This is a genomic window from Synechococcus sp. CCY 9618 (genome assembly GCF_019038415.1).
Classification (GTDB): Bacteria; Cyanobacteriota; Cyanobacteriia; order PCC-6307; family Cyanobiaceae; genus Cyanobium.
In genome coordinates, this window is sequence record NZ_JAFKRG010000049.1 from 57,607 (window position 1) to 70,874 (window position 13,268).

At 68.7% G+C, this 13,268-nt stretch carries 17 protein-coding genes and 2 pseudogenes; 2 read left to right on the forward strand and 17 right to left on the reverse strand.

From position 1 onward, the window contains the following. Positions 1–31: 31 nt before the first annotated feature. The 10 genes and pseudogenes from KUG41_RS13325 to KUG41_RS13370 all read right to left on the reverse strand — a co-directional run bounded on the left by KUG41_RS13325 (position 32) and on the right by KUG41_RS13370 (position 6,911). Positions 32–442, reverse strand: coding sequence for a hypothetical protein (locus tag KUG41_RS13325; RefSeq protein WP_216904693.1), 411 nt, complete (start codon positions 440–442; stop codon positions 32–34). Between the two features lie 173 nt (positions 443–615). Further along, positions 616–3,087, reverse strand: coding sequence for a carbamoyltransferase HypF (hypF, locus tag KUG41_RS13330; RefSeq protein ID WP_216904694.1), 2,472 nt, complete (start codon positions 3,085–3,087; stop codon positions 616–618). After that, a complete protein-coding gene (gene hypB / locus KUG41_RS13335) occupies positions 3,084–3,824 on the reverse strand; it encodes a hydrogenase nickel incorporation protein HypB (RefSeq protein WP_216904695.1) in 741 nt (246 codons plus the stop codon). The genes hypF and hypB overlap by 4 nt, the downstream gene beginning before the upstream one ends. Before the next feature lie 258 nt (positions 3,825–4,082). Beyond that, positions 4,083–4,319: a CsbD family protein gene (locus tag KUG41_RS13340; protein ID WP_216904696.1), complete on the reverse strand. Its 237-nt coding sequence runs from the start codon at positions 4,317–4,319 to the stop codon at positions 4,083–4,085. A gap of 66 nt (positions 4,320–4,385) precedes the next feature. Next, positions 4,386–4,541 (reverse strand): EAL domain-containing protein, encoded by a 156-nt coding sequence (locus KUG41_RS13345; protein ID WP_371734150.1) that lies wholly within the window; start codon positions 4,539–4,541, stop codon positions 4,386–4,388. Next, a pseudogene (locus KUG41_RS16190) lies at positions 4,493–5,325 on the reverse strand (EAL domain-containing protein). The gene KUG41_RS13345 and the pseudogene KUG41_RS16190 overlap by 49 nt, the downstream one beginning before the upstream one ends. Before the next feature lie 77 nt (positions 5,326–5,402). Further along, a pseudogene (locus KUG41_RS16195) lies at positions 5,403–5,594 on the reverse strand (hypothetical protein); the annotation flags it as partial. A 147-nt stretch (positions 5,595–5,741) separates the two neighbouring features. Beyond that, on the reverse strand, positions 5,742–5,903 hold the full coding sequence (locus tag KUG41_RS16200; RefSeq protein ID WP_371734151.1) for an ATP-binding protein: 162 nt from the start codon (positions 5,901–5,903) through the stop codon (positions 5,742–5,744). 6 nt (positions 5,904–5,909) lie between these two features. Further along, entirely contained in the window at positions 5,910–6,431 is a 522-nt protein-coding gene (locus KUG41_RS13365) for a hypothetical protein (RefSeq protein WP_216904700.1), read from the reverse strand. A gap of 45 nt (positions 6,432–6,476) precedes the next feature. Then, complete coding sequence (locus tag KUG41_RS13370; protein WP_216904701.1) at positions 6,477–6,911, reverse strand: hypothetical protein; 435 nt, start codon at positions 6,909–6,911, stop codon at positions 6,477–6,479. Positions 6,912–6,930: 19 nt separating this feature from the next. On the opposite strand from KUG41_RS13370, the gene KUG41_RS13375 reads away from it, so the two are divergent. Further along, positions 6,931–7,275, forward strand: a complete 345-nt coding sequence (locus KUG41_RS13375) for a hypothetical protein (protein ID WP_216904702.1) — start codon at positions 6,931–6,933, stop codon at positions 7,273–7,275. On the opposite strand, the gene hypA is transcribed toward KUG41_RS13375, so the two are convergent. Genes hypA through KUG41_RS13410 form a run of 7 tightly spaced genes read right to left on the reverse strand, consistent with a single transcriptional unit; the run spans position 7,258 to position 12,970 of the window. Continuing rightward, positions 7,258–7,599 carry a hydrogenase maturation nickel metallochaperone HypA gene (gene hypA / locus KUG41_RS13380; protein WP_216904703.1) on the reverse strand — a complete coding sequence of 114 codons (342 nt, stop codon included), beginning with the start codon at positions 7,597–7,599 and terminating at the stop codon, positions 7,258–7,260. The genes KUG41_RS13375 and hypA overlap by 18 nt on opposite strands. Further along, positions 7,592–8,071 carry a hypothetical protein gene (locus tag KUG41_RS13385; RefSeq protein ID WP_216904704.1) on the reverse strand — a complete coding sequence of 160 codons (480 nt, stop codon included), beginning with the start codon at positions 8,069–8,071 and terminating at the stop codon, positions 7,592–7,594. Before KUG41_RS13385 ends, hypA begins: the two co-directional genes overlap by 8 nt. Continuing rightward, positions 8,068–9,510 (reverse strand): Ni/Fe hydrogenase subunit alpha, encoded by a 1,443-nt coding sequence (locus KUG41_RS13390; protein ID WP_216904705.1) that lies wholly within the window; start codon positions 9,508–9,510, stop codon positions 8,068–8,070. The genes KUG41_RS13385 and KUG41_RS13390 overlap by 4 nt, the downstream gene beginning before the upstream one ends. 10 nt (positions 9,511–9,520) lie before the next feature. Continuing rightward, the gene (locus tag KUG41_RS13395) at positions 9,521–10,147 is read right to left on the reverse strand and encodes an oxidoreductase (RefSeq protein ID WP_256438953.1); all 627 of its coding nucleotides are present in this window, start codon (positions 10,145–10,147) and stop codon (positions 9,521–9,523) included. Positions 10,148–10,158: 11 nt separating this feature from the next. Next, the gene (hoxU, locus tag KUG41_RS13400; protein WP_216904706.1) at positions 10,159–10,878 is read right to left on the reverse strand and encodes a bidirectional hydrogenase complex protein HoxU; all 720 of its coding nucleotides are present in this window, start codon (positions 10,876–10,878) and stop codon (positions 10,159–10,161) included. Further along, on the reverse strand, positions 10,875–12,464 hold the full coding sequence (locus KUG41_RS13405) for a NuoF family protein (protein WP_216904707.1): 1,590 nt from the start codon (positions 12,462–12,464) through the stop codon (positions 10,875–10,877). The genes hoxU and KUG41_RS13405 overlap by 4 nt, the downstream gene beginning before the upstream one ends. Beyond that, positions 12,464–12,970 (reverse strand): NAD(P)H-dependent oxidoreductase subunit E, encoded by a 507-nt coding sequence (locus KUG41_RS13410; RefSeq protein WP_216904708.1) that lies wholly within the window; start codon positions 12,968–12,970, stop codon positions 12,464–12,466. Before KUG41_RS13410 ends, KUG41_RS13405 begins: the two co-directional genes overlap by 1 nt. Before the next feature lie 122 nt (positions 12,971–13,092). On the opposite strand from KUG41_RS13410, the gene KUG41_RS15865 reads away from it, so the two are divergent. After that, positions 13,093–13,224 carry a hypothetical protein gene (locus KUG41_RS15865; RefSeq protein WP_256438954.1) on the forward strand — a complete coding sequence of 44 codons (132 nt, stop codon included), beginning with the start codon at positions 13,093–13,095 and terminating at the stop codon, positions 13,222–13,224. Positions 13,225–13,268 lie beyond the last annotated feature (44 nt).

Below are 13,268 nucleotides of genomic sequence, written 5' to 3' on the forward strand. Positions count from 1 at the left end.
CGGCCCAGGCCGCAGGGTCAGGGAGTGACGTTCACCAGCCCTTGTAGGGCTTGTTCTTCTTGGGCTTCTTCGATGGATGGTAATAATCAGCCCCTTTCTGATCAAGGTAGGTGCGCTGATAGCGGGGAACGTAGATGTTTTCGTACCAGGAGTCGCTGACGAAATAGACAGGACGGTTACAGGCGCCATAACGGGAGCAGTGCTTGCTCCAGTTCTTGGCATGGCCGGGAGGGACGCGCAGATAGGCGGGCTGGCCGTAATAGCCACCACGGTTCTCGACGATCAGGGGCTGGGGGTAGAGCAGCTGGGGGGCGGGGTAGGCGTTGCCAAGATTCAGCAGTCCATAAAATCCTGGCTGGCCCAGTTGCAGTGACAGACCCACCTGGGCCTGGGCCGGAAGGGCCAGCAGGGGTGCCAGAAGCATCAGAAGGGAAGTTTTCATGGAGGTGAATTCCTCGAAAAGTCTCATCGGGAACGCAGGACATCTGCAGCCAAGGAACCGGTGACAGCAGTGTTGAAGAACCGGTGAACAGTGAACCTCCTTGAGCGCAGACCTCTTTGAGCGCGCATAAGAAAAAGGTAACAGGTACGCCAGGGTCGGGTCCCACCCCTGCCTCACGGCTCCGCCGCCGGCCACCGCCGCAGGGCCCACACCTGGCCCAGCGCCAGCCCTCCGTCGCTGCAGGGCACAGCGGCGGGCCACACGGGCCGCAGTCCCCTGCGTCGCAGGGCCGCCACCGACGCTTCGAGCAGCAGACGGTTCTGGAAACACCCCCCCGCCAGCACGACGGTGCGGCAGGCCCAGGGGCCGCAGTTCCGCCAGGCCAGCTCCGCCAGGGCCCCGGCCAGGGCGTGATGGAATCCGGAGGCACAGACCTCCGGCGGCACCCCCGCCGCGATGGCCGCCAGCAGCGCCTCCAGAAGCGGACGCCAGTCGAGCCAACCCAGGCAGGGGGGCTCTCCCCCCTGCCGCAGCAGCCCGCCACGGCCGTCATCGAGGGGCCCTGTGGCGAGGGAGGGGAAGGGGAAGGGGCCCTGGCCCGGCATCGGCTCTGCGGGGTCGGGCGCCCGGCTGGCGGCCCCCTGCAGCCGCAGCCCGCCTTCCCCTTCGTAGCTCAGCTCCTGTGCCAGCCCCAGCAGGGAGGCGACGGCATCGAACAGCCGCCCCGCACTCGAACTCCAGGGGCTGTTGCAGCCGCTGTCGATCGCCCGGATCAGCAGGGCACGCTCGTCCGGTGCGAATGCCGAAAGGGTGTGGCGGGCGCCGGGGTGGGCCAGGGCGTCCGGTCCGGCCGCCACCAGCAGTCCCAGGGCCGCCCTACGGGGCTCGGCCATGGCCCGCTCCCCACCGGGCATGGGCCAGGGACGCAGGGCCGCCAGCCGCCGGGCCCCATCCGGGCCGATGTGCAGCAGCTCCCCGCCCCAGAGCCCCGGCTCCCCCGCCACGCCGCAGGTCCCCTCCTGCGCCGGGGAGAAGCCCAACCCATCCCAGGTGAAGGCGAGCACCGGAGGGTCCAGGCCATGCTCGGCCAGCACCGCCAGGGCATGGGCCTGGTGGTGGGGCACCGTTCGTCGGGGCCAGGGCTGGGAGCCGGCCAGCTGATGGCTCAGGTAGCCGGGATGGGCATCGCAGGCGATCGCAGCCACCCGGTCGCCCCAACGCCGCTCGATGGCCGCCAGCCCCTCCTCCAGCCGTACCAGCTGGCGCCCCCGGGCCAGATCACCCAGGTGGGGGGCCACCCAGAGCCGGCCATCGAGGGCCAGGGCCGGGGCGCACTTGAGATCGCCGCCCAGGGCCACCACACCGGCGCCGCTGCCGCCCCGGCCCAGCGGCAGAGGGGCGTAGCCCCGGGCCCGACGCAGCAGGGCCGGCCCGCCGTCGATCAGCTGCAGCACCGAATCGTCAAGGGGCCGGGCAATGGCCCGGTCATGCACCAGGAAGGCATCGGCGATGGGGCCGCTGGCACCAGCCCCCAGCCGCGCCACCGCTTCGGCCGGATCGATGCAGAGCGGCTCGCCGCCGGGGTTGCCACTGGTGGCCACCAGGGGCCGGCCGTAGGCCCGCGCCAGCAGGTGATGCAGGGGTGATGCCGGCAGCATCGCCCCCAGGCAGGGACTGCCCGGGGCCACCCCCGCCAGGGCCTCCGTCGCCCCCCTGAGGCGCCGCAGCAGCACGATCGGGGCGGCAGGATCCTCCAGGGCCCGCCGCTCGGCGGCGTCAATACGGCAGAGGGTGGCCAGCGCCCCGGCCTCGGCCACCAGCAGGGCGAAGGGCTTGGCGGGCCTGCGCTTGCGTTGCCGCAGCCGGGCCACCGCATCGGCATCGGCCGCATCCACCAGCAGCTGGAAACCACCCACCCCCTGCAGGGCGAGGATCTGGCCGGCGGCGAGACGCTCGCAGCACGCCTGGATCAACGAGGCCGTATCCCTCCCGCCCCCGGTGTCCATGCGGCCCAACGGTCTGCCGGTCCCGTCCCACAGCGCCAGCTGCGGGCCGCAGGCCGGGCAGGCGATGGTCTCGGCGTGGAAGCGGCGGTTTAGCGGATCCTCGAACTCCTGCTCGCAGGCGCCGCACAGGGGGAAGGGGCCCAGGGTGGTGTGGCAGCGGGCGTAGGGCTCGGCCGTGGCGATGCTGAAGCGGGGACCGCAGTCACAGCAGCTGATGAAGGGGTAGCCATGCCGACGGTCGGCTGGATCAGCCAGTTCGGCCAGGCAGGCGGGACAGGGGGCCCGATCGGCCGCCAGACCCATGGCCACCAGATCGATGGTGAGTGGCGCCGCGGCGCCGCTGAGGATCCGGACACCGGCCGGCCCGGGCCACGCGGGGGCCGGCAGCCAGAGGGGCTCCAGGGGTTCGAGGCGCGCCTGGGGCGGTAGCCGCCGGGGCAGATCGTGCAGGAACCCCTCCAGGGAGCGCCGTGGCCCTTCCAGCTCCAGGCGCACCGCCCCAGCCACGTTCTCCACCTGACCCCTGAGGCCCCGTTCCCCCGCGAGTCGATGCACCAGGGGGCGAAAGCCCACCCCATGCACCACCCCCCGGCACTCCAGCCGCAACCGTGCCGGCCTGTCCCGCGAGGCAACCCTCACACGAGGGACGCCCCCCGTTCCAGGCCCAGGGCCTCCAGCAACCCGCCGATGCCGGCGCCGGTGCGGGCGGAGACCTGCACGATCCGGGCATGGGGCGCCACGCGGGCGATGTGACGGCGGGCCTGGGGGGCGTCGAAACCGCAGGCCTCGGCCAGGTCACCCTTGCTGATCACCACCACGTCGGCGGAGTGGAACAGGGCCGGGTACTTGAGGGGCTTGTCCTCCCCTTCGGTGACCGACAACAGAACGACGCGCTGGCCCTCGCCCAGATCGAACGCAGCCGGGCAGACCAGATTGCCCACGTTCTCGATCACCAGCAGCTCGAGACCGGCCAGGGGATGGCCGAGGTGGGCCAGGTCATGGAGGGCCCGGTGCACCATGGCCGCCTCCAGATGGCAGGCCTGGCCTGTGGTGATCTGCACAGCAGGCACCCCCGCGGCCCGCAGGCGACGGGCGTCATTGTCGGTGGCCAGGTCGCCCACGATCACCGCCATCGGGTGGCGAACGCCGGGGGCACGGGGCGCCAGCTCCACAGCCAGACGCTCCAGCAGGGCGGTCTTGCCGGATCCCGGAGAGGAGAGCAGGTTGATTGTCCGCACCCCTGCGGAGGCGAAGTGCTCCCGATTGGCGGCGGCCTGCGCATCGTTGTGCACCAGCAACCCCTGGCCCACATCCAGGTGCCGGTGGATGACGACGGCGGGAACGACCGGCTGGTTGCAGTTGCAGTCGAGACACATCGCTGAGTCGACCCCAGGGAGGAAGGCGGAGGAGGAAGGACGCCTCCGACCCGTCAGGCCTTTCACTGCAGGCTAGGCACGAAGCGCCGAGACCATGAAGCCCGCCCGGGCACGGTTCACCGCAGACTGCAGATCGAATCGGAAGACGAGTCTGGCTGGGGCCTCCGCGTGGAGTCTGGGGTGGTACCACCGTGAACTCCGGCCGATGACATCGAGGCCGACCCCGTGGGCTGCTGGTTCAGCGGTGCATCGGGAGACTCAGGAGAGCTTGTCCTTGATCGCATCCACGCTGTCACCGAAGGCTTCGCCGGCTTTGTCTGCCGCGTCACTCACCTTGTCCTTGAGCTTGCCGGCCGCGTCCAGCAGGGAGGCCTTGGCCTTCTGAGCCTCACCCTCGGCTTTGAGGTCGCTGTCGTCGAGCAGTTCACCGGCAGCAGACTTGAGACGGCCTTCCGCCTCGGCCTTGGAAGCGTCAAATTTGTCCTGGATGGTCATGGGAACGTCCGCGATGGGCAGAGGGTGAGAAAATGAGTTCTCTGATCTAATTCTAGTCAGTCATCGCTAGAGAACGTTGTGCTCATCCGTGCTGACCAGATACCCCTGAATCTGCTCACAGCCGAGGCTACGCAGAATCTCAGCCTGCTGCGGATGCTCGACGCCCTCGGCGATCACCTCCAGCCCCAGGGTCCGACCCATGGCGAGGATGGCGGAGACGATGCCGACATTGGAGTCTGGGGAGCGATGTTCTGGATGAAGGTGCGATCAATTCTGAGGCGATCGACAGCGAAGTCCTGAAGTCGGCTCAGGCTGGAGTATCCAGTTCCAAAGTCATCGATGGCGAATTTCACCCCCATCCCTTGAGATGCTGCAGCAGAGACTGGCAGGCATCAGGATTATTGAGCATCAAGGATTCGGTGATCTCGAGTTCCAGACATGCGGGCGGCAACCCAGTTTCCTCAAGCACCTGCTGGATCCGATCGGAAAAGCCCGGCTGTGAAAGTTGAAGGGGTGAGATGTTCACGGAGATCCGATCAAGGAAGACCTCTCCTGCCTCCAGCCGACCCCCCGGCGGCACGCCTCCATCCCAAGGCACCGACCGGTCGCCAGGTTGACCTGGGGGCTCGTAGGACAGGGACAGTTCATCACGGTCTGTGGCACTGCGCAGCAGACTTTCCAGGGTCAGCCGGCGCAGGAAACCCTCATTCATGGCAGGTGCAAAGTTCTTGACGCTGCCGCGGCCCTGGCGCTTCGCGAAACGGATGGCCAGATCGGCGTGCCTGAACGGCTCCTCCAGATCGGTGCCATCCGCCGGACAGGTGACCACTCCGACCGACGCCGAGACCTGCACCTCGCAGACATCGAGAACAATGGGAGTGGCGACCTGCCGCTGAATCCGGGCGACCTGCACCTCCAACGCCTCGGTGTCCCCGGCCGTGGCCAGTGTGAGGGGCAGGAGCAGGATGAATTCATCGCTTCCCGGCCGGGCTGCGCCGCCGCGGATCGCAGATGGGCCTGAAGCTCTGCGGCGAACTGCTGGAGACGTTGGGCGATTTCACGCAGAATCTGATCACCGACACCATGGCCGAGGGCATCATTGATGCACTTGAAATTCTCAAGATCGAAGTAGAGGAGCGCCAGTCCCGTGGCCGTTCTCCCTGGGGGATGCGTCAGGAAACAGCCGGGCGCGCAGAGCATCCAGCTCTCCCATCCCCTGTGGCTCGGGAGCTTTGAGTACCGTGCGATAAGCCTCAATGACGCCGGGCTCGTCATCGACGACAAGAATGTGGATCGGCTCGACCTCTGGCGCCGAAGACTGATGGGAAGGCGCTGGAATATGGTTTTGCATTATCTCGAGAGCGCCGGAACCAGCGGGCATGGAGATGCCGAATCAATCTGTACCATCCTATCGAATCAGGCTTAAGGAAAAGGCAGTTCCAGGTGACACGTTGTGCCCAGATCCGGTCCCTCACTTTCTGCCCAAAGCTTCCCGTCCATGGCCTGAAGAACGTTGGTACACCAGTGCAGACCGAGTCCTGAACTGGTGTCCGAAGACTTGGTGGAGAATCCTTTGGAAAACAGGCGCGGCTACAACTCCGTGGGGATGCCGATGCCGTCGTCGCGAAAGTCCATGGCCAGGGTCCGCCGCTCCCCCGTGTGCAACAAGCTGCTGCGGATTTTCATCAGCCCCTGATCCCCCGGGCGCACCGCCTCACAGGCATTGAGCACCAGGTTCTGAAGAACCTGCACCATCGCGATCCTTGGAAGGGTCAGCGTTCCAGCCGCCTCGAGGGAGGGATCCCTGACGATTTCCAGCCGCGCCAACAGGTCGGGCGGGACCAGCCGAAGCGCCTCGTTGACCAGATCAAGCACGGCGATCCGTTCGACGAGATGGGAGGTGCTGGCAAAGCGGGACTGCTCCTGCAACATCGCCTGTATCGCCCGCAGTCCCCCATCCACATTCACCGCTTTCGTCAGCATCGAACCTGTCCAGGCGGCGATCGCAGGTCCGGCCAGCTGCAGGAACCGTTCCAGATCAGCCCGGTGTGGACCGGCCTCAACGGATTGATCGTTGATCTCGCGGCGGGCCTTCTCCAGTCGATCGACCATGCTGGTGATACGGCTGGCCAGCCGACCGAACGCGTCATCACTGCATCACTGGAGGCGGGTGGTCAGATCGTCAGTGTCGGCGAAGGACTCGACGAAGGCCTCGATCTTGCCCACCGGCAGCACCACCAGCCGGTTGATCACCGCCATTATCGCCAGAACGACCAGAGAGCCCGCCAACAACAGGGAGAACAGGGCGAAGCGCAGGGAGGAGCTCGCCTGCCGGGTGATCTCCCGGGACGGCTGGAATGCCAGCTGAACCACGGGCCTGCCCAGAGGATCCGCCAGCAGTCTCGACACCTCCAGATGGTCCCCGGCCGGGGTGATCACGGTTTCAGGGGACGGGACGGCGTTCCCTGATTCCCCGGCCCGGCGATTTCGGGGCAGATTCATGCGCAGGGAAACATCGGAGCGATGGCCGATGTCGGCCACAAGCTCGCTGGACAGGAAGCGCCCCAGCACCGGGCTGCCAGCGCTCTCCAAGTTCGGAAAGGCGGGTGAGATGCCTGTCGATGGTGTTGAGCTCAAGGTCCATGTCCTTGGTGGCCTGCCTCTGCCCCTGACGTTCGAAGTCCGGCAGGATCACCCGGTACTGGATGAAGGCATCCACCACGGCATACACCCCTTACATCGAGGAGATGAGCAGGGCAAACTTATCGCCGATTTTCATCGTGATGATGCCTGGATAAAGACTGACCTGACCTTCATTTCCTGGACAGGAATCAACCGGATTCCATCGAGCGCACCAGAACAACATTCCATTGGTTCATGCTACGGAATCCTGCCAACTCCTGCAAGGCGATGGCCTGGTAGTGCCGCTCGCTTCAGTTCAGCCAAGTTCCAGTGAGGCCAGCTGCAGCTCACGCCCCCGCAGCAGCTCGCGGCTGACCGTGCCGCAGGCCGGGCAATCGCAGCAGCCGTCGGCCGCCGCAAAGGGTTGACTGCAGACGGCACAGAAACATTCGGCGGCCACGGCTTCGATCTCCAGCCGGCAGCCGGCGGCGATCGTGTCCGCCATCACCACCTCATGGGCGAAACGCAGGGCCTCGATCTCCACCCCCGCCAGGCTGCCCACCCGCAGGGTGATGGCCTCGATGCGCCGCGCCCCGTGCCGGGCGGCCTGCTCCAGGGCCAGGGCCCGCACGGCGTCCATCAGGCTCAGCTCATGCACGGCAGGGCTCCGCAGCGGATCCCGCCAGCCATCCGTTCAGCAGCCGCCGCGCCGCCGGCAGCTGGCTCCGCAGCCTGGGGGAGAACCGCTCGCCGCAGGAGAAGTCGAAGCCCGGCACCAGCAGCTCATGGGCCGGCACCCGCCGATCGAACAGCAGGGCGGCGATGGCCAGCAGCCGGGGGGGATCCACCCGGTGGCTGTCCCCCTGCCAGACCGCCGCTGGCACCACCGGCCGCAGCAAGGGCCCGGCCCCAGGCGGCGCCAGCCAGGCATCCACGATCAACAGCCGTTCGGCCGCCGCCACGGCCTCCGCCAGTTCGGGCGTGAGCTGGTGGCACACCAGGCCGCGGCCTGCCACCAGCTGCCAGCCCACGCCGTCATCCCCCCGCAGGGGGTTGCCGATGCCGATCAGCAGCGCCCCCCCACCGCTGCTGTGCCCAATCCCGGAGGCACCCAGCCCAGCGGGCCTCATCCCCGGGTGCGCTCCGCCAGCACCGCGCCGTCGGCGGCCAGCAGCTGCAGCCGCAGGGGCATCTGGCCGGCGGCGTGGGTGGAGCAGGAGAGGCAGGGGTCGAAGCAGCGGATGCCCGCCTCCACCCGGTTGAGCAGGGCCTCGGGAATCTCCGCCCCCTCCGGCACCGGATCGGGGATGTACTCCCGGGCGATCTGGTGCACGGTGCGGTTCATGGCCAGGTTGTTCTGGCCTGTGGCGATGATCAGGTTCACTCCGGTGAGCAGGCCGTCGTCGTCCACCCGGTAGTGATGGAAGAGGGTGCCCCGGGGCGCCTCGCTCACCCCCACCGCCTCGTTGCGATTGAGCGAGGCCCGCGAACGCACCCGGCCGTGCATCAGCTCCGGGTCCTGCACCAGGGCTTCAATCGCCTCCAGGCAGGCGACGATCTCCACCAGCCGCGCATGGTGGTAGGCGAAGCTCGAGGTGACCGGCCGGCCGCTGCGCTGGCGCAGCTCCGCCAGCTCCCGGTCGGCCCAGGGGGTGCCGATGCCCTCGCAGACGTTGAGCCGGGCCAGGGGCCCCACCCGGTAGATCCCTTCCGGATAGCCCAGGGGCCTGTAGTAGGGGAACTTCAGGTAGCTCCAGGGCTCCACCGCCTCAGCCAGGAAGTCGGCGTAGTCGTCCTCGCTGAGCTGGTCGGCCACGATCGCCCCTTCGGCATCGACGAAGCGGATGCGGCCATCGATGTGCTCCCAGAGGCCCTCCGGCGTCACCAGCCCCATGAACAGGCTGGGGAAATCGCCGAACACCCGCTGTTCCTTCGCCAGGGGGCCGTCGAGCAGTGTCTTGTAGAGGTCCAGCGCCAGGGTCACGGTGGCGCGGGCCTCGGGGAGCCGCTCCAGGATCCACTCCTTCGCCTCCTGGCTGAGGGGACTGCGCACGCCGCCGGGCACCGCCCAGGCCGCGTGGATCTTGCGGCCCCCCAGCAGCTCCAGGATCTGCTGGCCGAACTGGCGCAGGCGGATGCCGGCCCGGGCCAGGTCGGGATCGGCGGCCATCAGGCCGAACACATTTCGCCGGGCCGGATCGCTCTCCCAGCCCAGCAGGAAATCGGGGCTGCTGAGGTGAAAGAACGACAGGGCATGGGACTGGGTGAGCTGGGCCAGGTTGAGCAGCCGGCGCAGTTTCGCGGCGGCGGGAGGAATCGCCACCGCCAGCAGTTTGTCGCCGGTCTTGGCCGCCGCCAGCAGATGGCTCACCGGACAGATGCCGCAGATGCGGGCGGTGAGGCCGGCCATCTCGGTGAAGGGGCGGCCCTCGCAGAATTTCTCGAAGCCCCGGTACTCGACCACGTGGAAGCGGGTCTCGGTGAGGTGGCCGCCGGCATCGAGGTGCAGGGTGATCTTAGCGTGGCCCTCGATGCGGGTCACCGGGTCGATCACGACGGTGCGGGTCATGGCGGGGTCCTCATCCGAAACGCAGCAGGTCGGGGCCTTCCAGCACCGGGCGGACGCCGGCCAGCAGGGGCGTGATCGCCTCCTTGATCCGGTCGGCCGAGGGGGGACAGCCCGGCAGGTAGAGATCCACCGGGATCACCTCGTGCAGGGGCAGCACCTTGTCCAGCAGCTCCGGCACGATGCCCGGCGCGAACGGCAGCTGGCCGCTGCCATCGGCCAGCTCCAGATAGCCCCGCTCCAGCACAGCCCGGGCGCTGTCGTGGCCGGCGTCGAGCAGGTTGCGCAGGCCCGGCACGTTGGCGGTCACGGCGCAGTCGCCGAAGGAGACCACCAGGGCGGTGCGGGCGCGCAGCTGCAGGGCCAGTTCCAGATTGTCGACGTTGGCCACCGCCCCCTCCACCAGGCACACATCCACGTTCTCGGGATACACCTTGGCGTCCGAGGCCACGGGCGAGAAGACCACCTCCACCTGGGCCGCCAGATCGAAGAGGAACTCGTCGAGGTCGAGGAAGGACATGTGGCAGCCGGAGCAGCCGGCCAGCCAGACGGTGGCCAGCCGCAGCTTGCCGGCTCCGGCTCCGGCTCCGGCGGCGGGGGCCGCGGGAGAGCCGGGTGGGGTGATGGGCGAGGAAACCATGGTGGAGTCTCTCACTGGTTGCGCCAGCGGTGCTGCTCCCTGGCGCTGCGCAGCAGGGCGGGCAGGCTGGTGTCGGGGTGCTTCTCGGCGGTGGTGTCGACGTTGCGGAACAGGGCGCCGGTGGGGCACACCTCGACGCACTTGCCGCAGGAGGTGCAGGCCTCCACCTGGCCCCAGGGTTCATCGAGGCCGGCGACGATGTGGCACTGGCCGCCGCGGCTGCCGATGTCCCACACGTGGGCCCCCTCGATCTCATCGCACACCCGCACGCAGCGGGTGCAGAGGATGCAGCGGTTGTGGTCGAGGGTGAACTGGGGATGGGAGGCGTCCACCGCCCGGTGGGGGTACTGGTAGGGGAAGCGGGAGTGGTCCATGCCCACGGTCACCGCCATGTCCTGCAGCTCGCAGTGGCGGTTGGCCACGCACACCGCGCAGACGTGGTTGCCCTCGGCGAAGAACAGCTCCACCGCCATGCGCCGGAATTCGCCCAGCTCGGGGGTGTGGGTGCGAACCACCATGCCCTCGGCCGCTGCGGTGCTGCAGGCGGGCAGCAGCTTGCCGGCCCCCTCCACCTCCACCAGACAGAGCCGGCAGGCGGCCACCGGGGTGAGCCCATCGAGATGGCACAGGGTGGGCACCCCTGCCGCCGCGGCCCGGGTGGCCTCCAGCAGGCTGGCCCCCGCCGGCACCGCCACGTCCTGGCCGTTGACCGTGAGGGTGACGACGCTCATGAACAGGCGGCCTCGTATTCATGCCGGAACCAGCGCAGGGTGCTGAGCACCGGGTTGGGGGCCGACTGGCCCAGGCCGCAGAGGCTGGTGAGCTTCACCATGCGGCAGAGGGCCTCGAGCTGCTCCAGGTCGGCCGGGGTGGCGCGGCGCTCCACGAAGCGATCGAGCAGCTGGGCCAGCTGCACGGTGCCCGCCCTGCAGGGCACGCACTTGCCGCAGCTCTCGTTGATGCTGAAGCGCATGAAGTGGCGGGCCACCTCGGGCATGGAGGTGGTGCTGCCCATCACCACCATGCCGCCGGAGCCCATCATCGATCCGAGCTCCAGCAGGCTCTCGTAGTCGACGGGGGTGTCGAGCCGCTCGGCCGGGATGCAGCCCCCCGAGGGTCCCCCCGTCTGCACCGCCTTGATCGGCGAACCGTCGGGGACGCCGCCACCGATCAGTTCCACCACCGTGCGCAGGGGGGTGCCCATCGGCACCTCCACCAGGCCGGTGTTGACCACGGCGCCGGAGAGGGCGAACACTTTGGTGCCCTTGCTGCGCTCGGTGCCCATGGCGGCGTACCAGGCGCCCCCCTCCCGCAGGATCGCCGGCACAGCGGTGAAGGTCTCGACGTTGTTGATCAGGGTGGGCGCCCCCCAGAGGCCCGACTGGGCCGGGTAGGGGGGCCGGGGCCGGGGCATGCCGCGCTGACCCTGGATGGACATCAGCAGGGCCGTCTCCTCGCCGCAGACGTAGGCACCGGCCCCCACCCGCACCTCGATGGCGAGGTTGAAACCGGTGCCGTCGATGCCGTTGCCCAGCAGGCCGGCCCGGCGGGCCTGCTTCAGGGCCAGCCGCAGCCGCTCGATCGCCAGGGGGTATTCCGCCCGCACGTAGAGGTAGCCCCGGTCGGCGCCGATGGCGTAGGCAGCGATGGCCATCCCCTCCAGCAGCCGGTGGGGGTCGCCCTCCATGACGCTGCGGTCCATGAAGGCGCCGGGATCCCCCTCGTCGCCGTTGCAGACCACGTAACGCTGGCCGGGGGGCTGAAGCGCCACCGTGTCCCACTTGAGGCCGGTGGGGTAGCCGCCACCGCCCCGACCTCGCAGGCCGCTGCGCCTCACCTGCTCCCGCACCTGTTCGGGGCTGAGCTCCCGCAGGCAGCGGCGCAGCTGGCGGTAGCTGCCGAAGGCGACGGCGTCGTCGATGGATTCCGGGTTCACCCGGCCGCAGCCCTCCAGCACCACGGCATGCTGCAAGGCAAAGAAGGGCTGCTGGAGGTCGATGCGGTGCGGCACCAGACTCGCCTCGTCATCGGAGCTTCCTCCGACGCCGGCTTCGCCGAGGGTGACCCCCACCAGGGTCCCGGCCGCCGCCGGTGGCAGCCCCCCGTAGAGGCGGGTGCCATCGGGCCCATCGCAGGCCACCAGGGGGCCGCGGCCGCAGAGCCGCAGACAGCCCACGGGCTTGATGGCCAGGGTCTCCCCGGTGGCTCCGGCCCGCTCTCCGGCGGCCTTCAGGGCCACCAGCAGGGCGGCGCTGCCGGCGGAGCGACAGCCACTGGCCTCGCAGCAGCGCACCTGACGGGATACGACGGTCTCCATCAGGCGCCCTCCACCGCCGGGGGCAGGCCCGCCCCGTCCAGCTGAGCCGCGAGGGCGGCGGGATCGCCCACCGTCAACCGTGTGGCCAGCACCCCGTCCACCACCAGCACCGGGGCCTGGCCGCAGGCCCCCAGGCAGCTGACGTGCTCCACCGCCCAGAGGCCATTGCCGGCCGGGTCATCGAGACGCACGCCGAGACGATGCTCCAGGTGGGAAGCCAGCTGCGCACCGCCCTTGACGAAACAGGCGGTGCCGAGGCACACGGCGCAACGATGGGCCGTGGGGGCCTCGAGCCGGAACAGGTGATAGAAACTGGCCACCCCGTAGACCCGGCTGAGGGGCATCTGCATCTGAAACGCCACCTGACGCAGGGCCGGCCTGGGCAGATAGCCGCTGATCTCCTGCACCTGATGCAGCACCTCGATCAGGGCATCGGGCTGGCTGCCGTGGCGCCGGATCACCTGGGTGATGCGTTTCTCGGCGATGGCGGCAGCCCTGGGTGTCATGCCGATCCACTCCTTCCTCCCCTTGCTAGCCACCCCGGTGGCCATGGTCAGCCCTCGGTGCCCACGCTTCGGTTGAAGGCGGCGGGTTGCCTATAGTCAATGGTGATAGGTGTAAACCCGAAATGAAACATCTGCTTCCGGGCTCGCTGCTGGCCCTCGTGCTGCTGTTCACGTCAGGCGCTCTTGCCTGTGAAAAGCACATCAACGGACACCAGAACGGTACCGATACCAACGTCGAAGGCTCCGCCAGATAACCACTGACGTCACCGAATCGGTGCAACGAACGGCTACAGGATTA

Bases quoted from the DNA above. Each gene is read 5' to 3' on its own strand.
- KUG41_RS13325 (WP_216904693.1), bottom strand. From the start codon at position 442: ATGAAAACTTCCCTTCTGATGCTTCTGGCACCCCTGCTGGCCCTTCCG.
- hypB (WP_216904695.1), bottom strand. From the start codon at position 3,824: ATGTGTCTCGACTGCAACTGCAACCAGCCGGTCGTTCCCGCCGTCGTC.
- KUG41_RS13340 (WP_216904696.1), bottom strand. From the start codon at position 4,319: ATGACCATCCAGGACAAATTTGACGCTTCCAAGGCCGAGGCGGAAGGC.
- KUG41_RS13365 (WP_216904700.1), bottom strand. From the start codon at position 6,431: ATGGTCGATCGACTGGAGAAGGCCCGCCGCGAGATCAACGATCAATCC.
- KUG41_RS13375 (WP_216904702.1), top strand. From the start codon at position 6,931: ATGCCTGTCGATGGTGTTGAGCTCAAGGTCCATGTCCTTGGTGGCCTG.
- KUG41_RS13385 (WP_216904704.1), bottom strand. From the start codon at position 8,071: ATGAGGCCCGCTGGGCTGGGTGCCTCCGGGATTGGGCACAGCAGCGGT.
- KUG41_RS13390 (WP_216904705.1), bottom strand. From the start codon at position 9,510: ATGACCCGCACCGTCGTGATCGACCCGGTGACCCGCATCGAGGGCCAC.
- KUG41_RS13395 (WP_256438953.1), bottom strand. From the start codon at position 10,147: ATGGTTTCCTCGCCCATCACCCCACCCGGCTCTCCCGCGGCCCCCGCC.
- hoxU (WP_216904706.1), bottom strand. From the start codon at position 10,878: ATGAGCGTCGTCACCCTCACGGTCAACGGCCAGGACGTGGCGGTGCCG.
- KUG41_RS13405 (WP_216904707.1), bottom strand. From the start codon at position 12,464: ATGGAGACCGTCGTATCCCGTCAGGTGCGCTGCTGCGAGGCCAGTGGC.
- KUG41_RS13410 (WP_216904708.1), bottom strand. From the start codon at position 12,970: ATGACACCCAGGGCTGCCGCCATCGCCGAGAAACGCATCACCCAGGTG.
- KUG41_RS15865 (WP_256438954.1), top strand. From the start codon at position 13,093: ATGAAACATCTGCTTCCGGGCTCGCTGCTGGCCCTCGTGCTGCTGTTC.